At 64.3% G+C, this 6,916-nt stretch carries 5 protein-coding genes and 4 pseudogenes; 3 read left to right on the top strand and 6 right to left on the bottom strand.

Features of this window, described 5'->3' with window-relative positions:
• Positions 1-754: pseudogene (gene istA, locus EC86_RS0125730) on the top strand (IS21 family transposase); the annotation flags it as partial.
• Between the two features lie 6 nt (positions 755-760).
• On the opposite strand, the gene EC86_RS0125725 reads toward istA, so the two are convergent.
• The 4 genes from EC86_RS0125725 to EC86_RS30675 all read right to left on the bottom strand — a co-directional run bounded on the left by EC86_RS0125725 (position 761) and on the right by EC86_RS30675 (position 4,153).
• On the bottom strand, positions 761-2,842 hold the full coding sequence (locus EC86_RS0125725) for a recombinase family protein (RefSeq protein ID WP_029525308.1): 2,082 nt from the start codon (positions 2,840-2,842) through the stop codon (positions 761-763).
• Entirely contained in the window at positions 2,821-3,126 is a 306-nt protein-coding gene (locus EC86_RS28360; protein ID WP_198026769.1) for a hypothetical protein, read from the bottom strand. Before EC86_RS28360 ends, EC86_RS0125725 begins: the two co-directional genes overlap by 22 nt.
• A gap of 14 nt (positions 3,127-3,140) precedes the next feature.
• Positions 3,141-3,593, bottom strand: a complete 453-nt coding sequence (locus EC86_RS0125720) for a helix-turn-helix domain-containing protein (RefSeq protein ID WP_029525307.1) — start codon at positions 3,591-3,593, stop codon at positions 3,141-3,143.
• Between the two features lie 182 nt (positions 3,594-3,775).
• A complete protein-coding gene (locus tag EC86_RS30675) occupies positions 3,776-4,153 on the bottom strand; it encodes a DUF5372 family protein (protein WP_408633931.1) in 378 nt (125 codons plus the stop codon).
• Between EC86_RS30675 and EC86_RS0125710 the strand changes: the two are divergent.
• Both EC86_RS0125710 and istB read left to right on the top strand, forming a co-directional pair.
• A pseudogene (locus tag EC86_RS0125710) lies at positions 4,102-4,878 on the top strand (Mu transposase domain-containing protein); the annotation flags it as partial. The gene EC86_RS30675 and the pseudogene EC86_RS0125710 sit on opposite strands and share 52 nt — an antisense overlap.
• Before the next feature lie 23 nt (positions 4,879-4,901).
• On the top strand, positions 4,902-5,657 hold the full coding sequence (gene istB / locus EC86_RS0125705; RefSeq protein WP_029527928.1) for an IS21-like element helper ATPase IstB: 756 nt from the start codon (positions 4,902-4,904) through the stop codon (positions 5,655-5,657).
• Positions 5,658-5,862: 205 nt separating this feature from the next.
• Here the strand turns inward: istB and EC86_RS0125700 are convergent.
• Positions 5,863-6,492: pseudogene (locus EC86_RS0125700) on the bottom strand (IS982 family transposase); the annotation flags it as partial.
• Between the two features lie 62 nt (positions 6,493-6,554).
• A pseudogene (locus EC86_RS26800) lies at positions 6,555-6,916 on the bottom strand (hypothetical protein); the annotation flags it as partial.

The raw sequence follows: 6,916 nt of genomic DNA, 5'->3' as shown, positions 1-6,916 counted from the left end.
CAAAGACGCCCTGCGTCTGAAATTCGAGGGTGGACAGTCCCATCAACAAATCGCCAGTGCCCTGGGGCTCTCCAAAGGTGTTGTCACCAAATACGTGGGTCTGGCCGTTGCCGCCGGGCTGGACTGGGCAGCCATTTCCGCCATGGACGAAGCAGCCCTGGAGCGACGCCTGCTGGCGTCGTCTCGCGCCAGCCAGACCTATGCGCAAGCCGACTTCGGGCGGCTTCACCAGGAGTTGGGCCGCAAGGGTGTGACGCTCATGCTGCTGTGGGAGGAATACTGCGCTCAGGTCGGCGACGAGCACCGTGCGGACTGGCCCCTCAAGCCCTGGCGCTACTCGCAGTTTTGCGAGAACTACCGCCAGTTTGCCAAACGCCTCAAGCGTTCCATGCGCCAGGTCCACCGCGCCGGTGAGAAACTCTTCATCGACTACGCCGGCCCGACGGTGGCCCTGAGGGTGCACGGGCAGGAAATTGGCCGCGCCAACCTCTTCGTCGCTGCCATGGGCGTGTCGGGCTACTGCTTTTGCCTGGCAACGCCCGCGCAGACGGCACGCGACTGGCTGGGTGCCACCGCGCAGGCGCTGACCTTTTATGGCGGCGTGCCCCAGCTCATCATCCCCGACAACCCGCGCGCCCTGGTGACCAAGGCCGACCGCTACGAGCCGCTGCTGACCGACAGCGTGCAGGACTTTGCCCGTCATTACGGCTGCAGTGTGCTGCCTGCACGCGCTTATCACCCACAGGACAAGGCGTGGACTTCATACTGCACCTTGTGTTGACGGTTGAGCGGGAATAAACGAAGCGCAGTGGCTGGTGTACCGGCCACCGACGCCGCGCACCAGTTGACCACCGTTTGGTGGCTCGTACAAGCAACGGTGGTGGTTGCCGTACAGGTGGCGCGCCAGCACCCCTTTGCGGCCGAGCTGATGGATGGTGGTCGACGACACACCGAGCTGCTCGGCCATCTCCTGGCCCGTGAGCATGCCGTGCGCTCGCAGCCGTTCGAAACGACTGCGCAATCGGTAGGCACGGCGAACGGACATGACCGTTCTCGACGTGAACGACTGCCCCTTCCAGTTGCGGTGGCCCTGTTCGTTGAGCCTGGCGGCGACCTGCCTGTCCGTTGAGGCATCGAGCCATTCATCGATGAGCTTGACGACTTCGCAGGGCGTTTTGCGGATCTGCGCGATGGGGCGTGGCTTGTCCACGCTCAGGCTCTGGGTATGCCCGCCGCGCCAGCGTACATGAACGGCAATGCTGGGGCCGGCCACAAGCGTCACGTCCTCGACCAGGAGCGCGAGCATGCGCTTGCGTTCCTGGGCGCTGGTCCGGGCATCGTTCCAGACGCGGGGAAAGTCGCTTGTCAGCTCGGCGATCCGCTGGCGCGCCGCGTCGTCCAGTTGGGTTTCATCGCTCTGGCGTTGGCGATCTTGAAGTTGTTGCAAGGCATCGAGTTCGCGTAGGCGATGGTTCCAGTCGGCCTCCAGCGCATCGGCTACCAGGCGGTTGTCCGGATCGACCTTGGCGTAGCGGCGCCGGGCCAGCTCGGCTTCGTAGCGTGCGCGCTCGAGCTGCGCCTGGCGCCGCTCGGCGGCCTGCCCGATGCGCTGGGCAATTTCGTCCTGCACGGCCAGCGCCACCTCGATCGCTGCGGGCGCCACGGTCTGCAGCAGCAAGGCACTCACCGCGGCATCGACCGCCGGTCCGTGGACGGCCTGGCATGGCTTGCCGGCACGGCGCACCACCTCTTCGCTGCAGCGGTAGTAGGCACGAAGCCCGGCGCCAAGCGCCTCGTAGTGCACGCGCATGCGCGCACCGCACTTGCCGCACAGCACGCGACCCTGCAGCAAGGCCTGACCTTCGCGCGGCATGCGACCGCGCTCCCCGGGTGCAAAACCCAGGTTCTGACGCAGCCGCAGCGCATTGCGCTCGAACTGCGGCCAGTCGATGTAGCCCGGATGGGCGTCACGGATCAACACCTTCCAGTCCTTTTGCCCGACGACGCGCTGCACCGGATGGAGCTGTGCGTTGCATCCGGTGCGCGAGCGCCCGTAGACGAACGCGCCGGCGTAACGCGGGTTGTGCAGGATCTGCAGCACCCGCGAGACGTCAATCGACCCCCACAGCAGATCGCCCTTGCCGATTCCTCGGCGGATGCGCCGGGGAAACAGCACCTGCTGAGCGCGCAGACGCCGCACCACGGCGCAGGCCGAGCCGACCGCGTCGAACACATCGAAGAGCAGCCGCACCGTGTCCTGGACCTGGCGGTCCGGGTCGAGCACGACCCGGCCGAGGCCGTCGTACGTCAGGCCGATCGGCAAGGGTATCTCCAGCTCCCCGCGGCGAGCTTTGTTGAGAATGCCGCCTTGCAGGCGGGACCTGAGGATATGCAATTCAGCCTCACTCATGGTGCCCTTGAGGCCCAGCAGCAAGCGGTCGTTGAAGTGGGCCGGGTCGTAGACCCCGTCCTCGTCGAGGATCAGCGTATGCGACAGCGCGGCCAGCTCGAGCAGACGGTGCCAATCGGCGTTGTTGCGCGCCAGGCGCGAGACCTCCAGACCCAGCACGATGCCGGCGTGGCCCAGCGCCACCTCGGTGACCAGGTGCTGGAAGCCGTCACGGCCCTGCGCCTGCGCGCCGGACTGGCCCAGGTCGCTGTCGATGACATGCACGCGCTCGATGGGCCAGCCCAGCGCGACCGCGCGCTCGCGCAGCGCGTACTGGCGCTGGGTGCTCTCGGTGTTCTCGAACACCTGGCGCAACGAGGATTGGCGCACGTACAGGAACGCGTCGCGGCGTAGATGGTCGGCATCGATCTTCAAGGCGGACTCACTGGGCATGGATCACCTCCTGTCTGTAAGGCCAGCACCATGTCGGCCAGCAAACGCACGAGCTGGCGATCGGGCGTGCCGGTGGGGGTCGCCGCTGATGGCGGCGACACGGTCGGTGAAGGCAGTGGCAATGGCGAGGCTGCCGTCTCGAGCAGTACCCCAAGCCCTCGCCACATGCCGTGAAAGACGATGGCGCCCACGGCGTCGGGGCGCGCCTGGCCGGCCATCACGTCGGCGCGAATGCGCTCGTATGCCGACGCGGCTTGCGCGGGCAGACCCTTTGCGCAGCACACGACAGCCGCCGATGTCAGCGTTTTTTTTTGCGTGTCATGGCCCGCTCGATGCTGCGCGGGTGCACCTTCAGGCCCAGCTGGCTGAACACCACCCGGGCCATCTCGCGCGCCTGCATCGGGGCGCCCGGGCGATGGTGCGACTCGATCACGCCCATCACCTCGGCAGTGAGCTTGTGCGCCGACTTCGGGCCGCGCGGCTGCGGCAGCAAGCCGGCCACGCCGCCCTGCTCGAACGCGGCTTCGGCCTGATAGAAAGTCGGGCGCGACAGGCCAAAAAGACTCGCCGCCTCGGCCTTGGTGACGCCGTCCTGGCGCGCGTGGCGCAGCATCTCGTATTTGACCTGCACCAGATCGTTGGCGTCGAAGAAGCTCCCCGGCTGGAACCAAGCGGCCTGCACTCGCCCAGGCTGTGCGTTGAGGACGCCGGCCTGGCGCAGTCGATCGAGCTTGGGGGTGGTCTTGGTCATCGTCTAAAGGCGACTTGTGGTGTAAATAATAATATGCCGCTGGCTGCGTGGCGTCAAGGCAGCCATGACCTCCTACTCCTGTGGATGCTATTGCCCAGAAAGAAACCAAGACACCTGAATCGGTGGTTATTTCGGCAACGCCATGCCATGCGGCATTAATGCCTTTACAGATGCGGCAAAATTTACTTGACACGGCGAGGCCTCCTCAAGTGCTGGGTCCTGATCTCGTCGATCAGCGCTGCAAGCCTGAGGAGATCGTCCGAACGAAACGCCGCACGACCAGCGGCTGCCTGCGTGCAAACGTCCGGCGGGTCGATGTCGGTCCACGCCGCAGGCAGCGAACGCAGCCGGCCTTGGGCGTCGAAGTACATCACCCGATCCTCGCCCCAGTTTCGCTTGCGCGTGGCCAGCACAAAGCGCTGGCCACGCCAGGGATGAAAGGGATGCGTGACTTCGATCTCTATGCACGCTCCAGTGGCCGGACAGCCGGCAGTTCTGGACCTATGAGAAACCGAAGGTCGAGCTGAGCGTTTTGCTGGTCGAGCGCTGGATTCTGGCACGCCTGCGCAAGCATCAGTTCGCCAGCGTGGAGGAAGTTAACGACGCCATCGCCCCCTTGCTGCACTGGCTCAACCAGCGTGCGTTTCAAAAGTTGCCGGGCAGCCGCGCCAGCGTGTTCGCGCAGATCGACGCGCCGGCCCTGATGGCCTTGCCGGTGCAGCCCTGGGAATGGGCGGTCTTCAAAACGGTGCGCGTACACATCGACAGCCATGTCGAATACGAAGGCCACCGCTACAGCGTGCCCAACGCCCTGGTGGGCCTGGCGCTGGAGCTGCGCGTCACCGCCCATGCGGTGGAGATTTTGCACCGTGGCAACCGGGTGGCCAGCCACATGCGCTGCGTCTACAAAGGCGGTTTCACCACCGTGACTGAGCACCTGCCCGAGCGCCACCAGCACCAGGCGCAATGGACACCTGAGCGGCTCATCGCCTGGGGCGCGCGTATCGGGGTGGCCTGTGCGGCCACGGTGCAAAAGATGCTGCAGCGCCAACCCCATCCCGAGCACGCCTACCGCGCCTGCCTGGGCCTGCTGTCCCTGTCCAAGCGCTACGGTGATGCCCGGCTGGAGGCGGCCTGCACCATGGCCCTTGGCCTGGGCACCAGCAAATACACCCACATCCGCGACATCCTGCTCAACCGGCGCGACCTGTTGCAGGCCAGCACCACACCCGAGTGGACCAGCCCGACTCACGCCCATGTGCGTGGCGCGAACTACTACCAATGAAACCCAACACGACAGAGCCCAACATGATGATGAATACCACCCTGAACCAGCTGCGCGGCCTGCGCCTGGAGACCATGGCCCAGGCACTGGAGCAGCAGCTTGCGCAAAGCGGCATCGGCGCCATGAGCTTTGAAGAACGGCTGGCCTTGCTGGTAGACCGTGAGGTGCATGGCAGGCAAGACCGGCGCTGTGCGCGATTGCTCAAGACCGCCAAACTCAAATATCCGCAAGCGGCCATTGAAGATTTGGACAGCCGCAGCACCCGGGGCATTGAACGCAGCGCGGTGATGAGTCTGGCCCTGGGGGAGTGGGTCAATGCCGGGCACGCCGTGCTGATCACCGGAGCCACCGGCGCTGGCAAGTCCTGGCTGGCGTGCGCGCTGGCCCAGCATGCCTGCCGGCGTGGCCACAGTGCGCTGTACCTGCGGGTTCCTCGCCTGGGTGAGGAACTGCGCATTCGCCATGCCAACGGCACCTTTACGCGCTGGCTGGACACGCTCAAAAATACGGACGTCTTGCTGCTGGACGACTGGGGCATGGCCGCCATGGACAGTCAAACTCGGGCCGATCTGCTGGAGATCATTGACGACAGAGCCAGCCAGCGCGCCACCATCATCACCAGCCAGTTGCCCATTGAGCACTGGCACGAGTGGATAGGTGACCAAACTGTGGCCGATGCCATGCTCGATCGCCTGATGCAAAACCATCACCGCTTCACCCTCACCGGCGAATCTCTGCGCAAAAAAAGCCCGCCAGCACAAGGGAGCACCGACCACTAATCCACCACGCTCAGGGACCTCGGGCGGCCTGGCAGGGGCCTATTCGTTCAAAAACAATTCAATTTCAGAGAGGGCAAAACAGCCGGGAAAGCAGGCCGGCATAAAATCAAAACGCGCAACACCAACCTTCGGTCACGTTCGCCGGAATGCCGGTCACGTTGCCGGAATCAGCGGTCACGTTTACCGGAATACGCACCCATACTGCAATGCGAGGCTTCACGGGTTGCAGGCAGTACGCCACGATTCCCACCATGAGGTTGACGGCGAAATTCGAGAGTGAACGGTGCCGGGTGTGCTCAATCTGGCACAGGTTCTTGAGCTCATCAAAGACGGTTTCCACCAGCGAGCGCTTGCGCAGCAACGCCTGGTCAAACTCGGAGTGAACCACTTCTTTCATGTTCTTGCGCACCCGCGTGATGACATCGACGCCCTTGTCCTTCATCTTTTGCGCAAACTCCTTGCCGATGTAACCCTTGTCGGCGTAGAGCTTGCCAAACAGGGTTGAGGCGATGGCCAGCAATCCCTTGCGGTCATCTACGTTGCCTGGGGTGAGCTTGATGGCCAGCAACTCGCCGCGATGGTTGATAACCGCGTGCAGCTTGAAGCCGTAGAACCATCCGGTGGACGATTTGCCGCGCTGGGCAATGCCTTTGAAAACCCGGTGGCGCTGGATGCGCAGGTTGTCGCAAACGGCCAGCGGCGTTGAGTCGGCAATGGCCAAGCCCGTGCAGGCGCCCTTGAGCGTCTGGAACAATGCAGCCAGCACCACCGCACAGCGCGGCATCAGGGCGACGAAGCGGGTGTAAGACAGCCGGCGGGGAAACTCCGCAGTCATAAGTAACCGGTAACCCTGCGGCGTTGTTGACGCGTAAGCCCGAATGCTCAGGAAGGTCGGAGTCAGGGCGCGGCTTGCTTGCCAGAAGAAGGACGGCGCTGAGGTGTGCCGCCGGGCGCGGTGGCGGCGATGCATTCGACGAGATTGAAGGACGCCAGCAGCAGGTATTTCTCGGCATCGCTGCGAACCGCCAGCAAGTCATGATCGCGCAAGTATCCGTGTACGAACGCCAGCAGATAGCGTTGCGCATGACCGTCGACGCGTTGTTGGACGGCTTGCCGCATAAGCTCGGGACTCAAACCTTCGTCGAACCGAATGCTGCCATTGAGGCGCTGCAGGCAGCGCTCCTGAACGTCCTCCGTGATGAGGGGCCAGTCCAGCCTAGAGGCCTTGATGGCCTGGTAGGCCACCATCAGGATGTAAA

Source organism: Polaromonas glacialis (genome assembly GCF_000709345.1).
GTDB lineage: Bacteria > Pseudomonadota > Gammaproteobacteria > Burkholderiales > Burkholderiaceae_C > Polaromonas > Polaromonas glacialis.
This window is presented reverse-complemented; position numbering and strand designations above follow the sequence as displayed.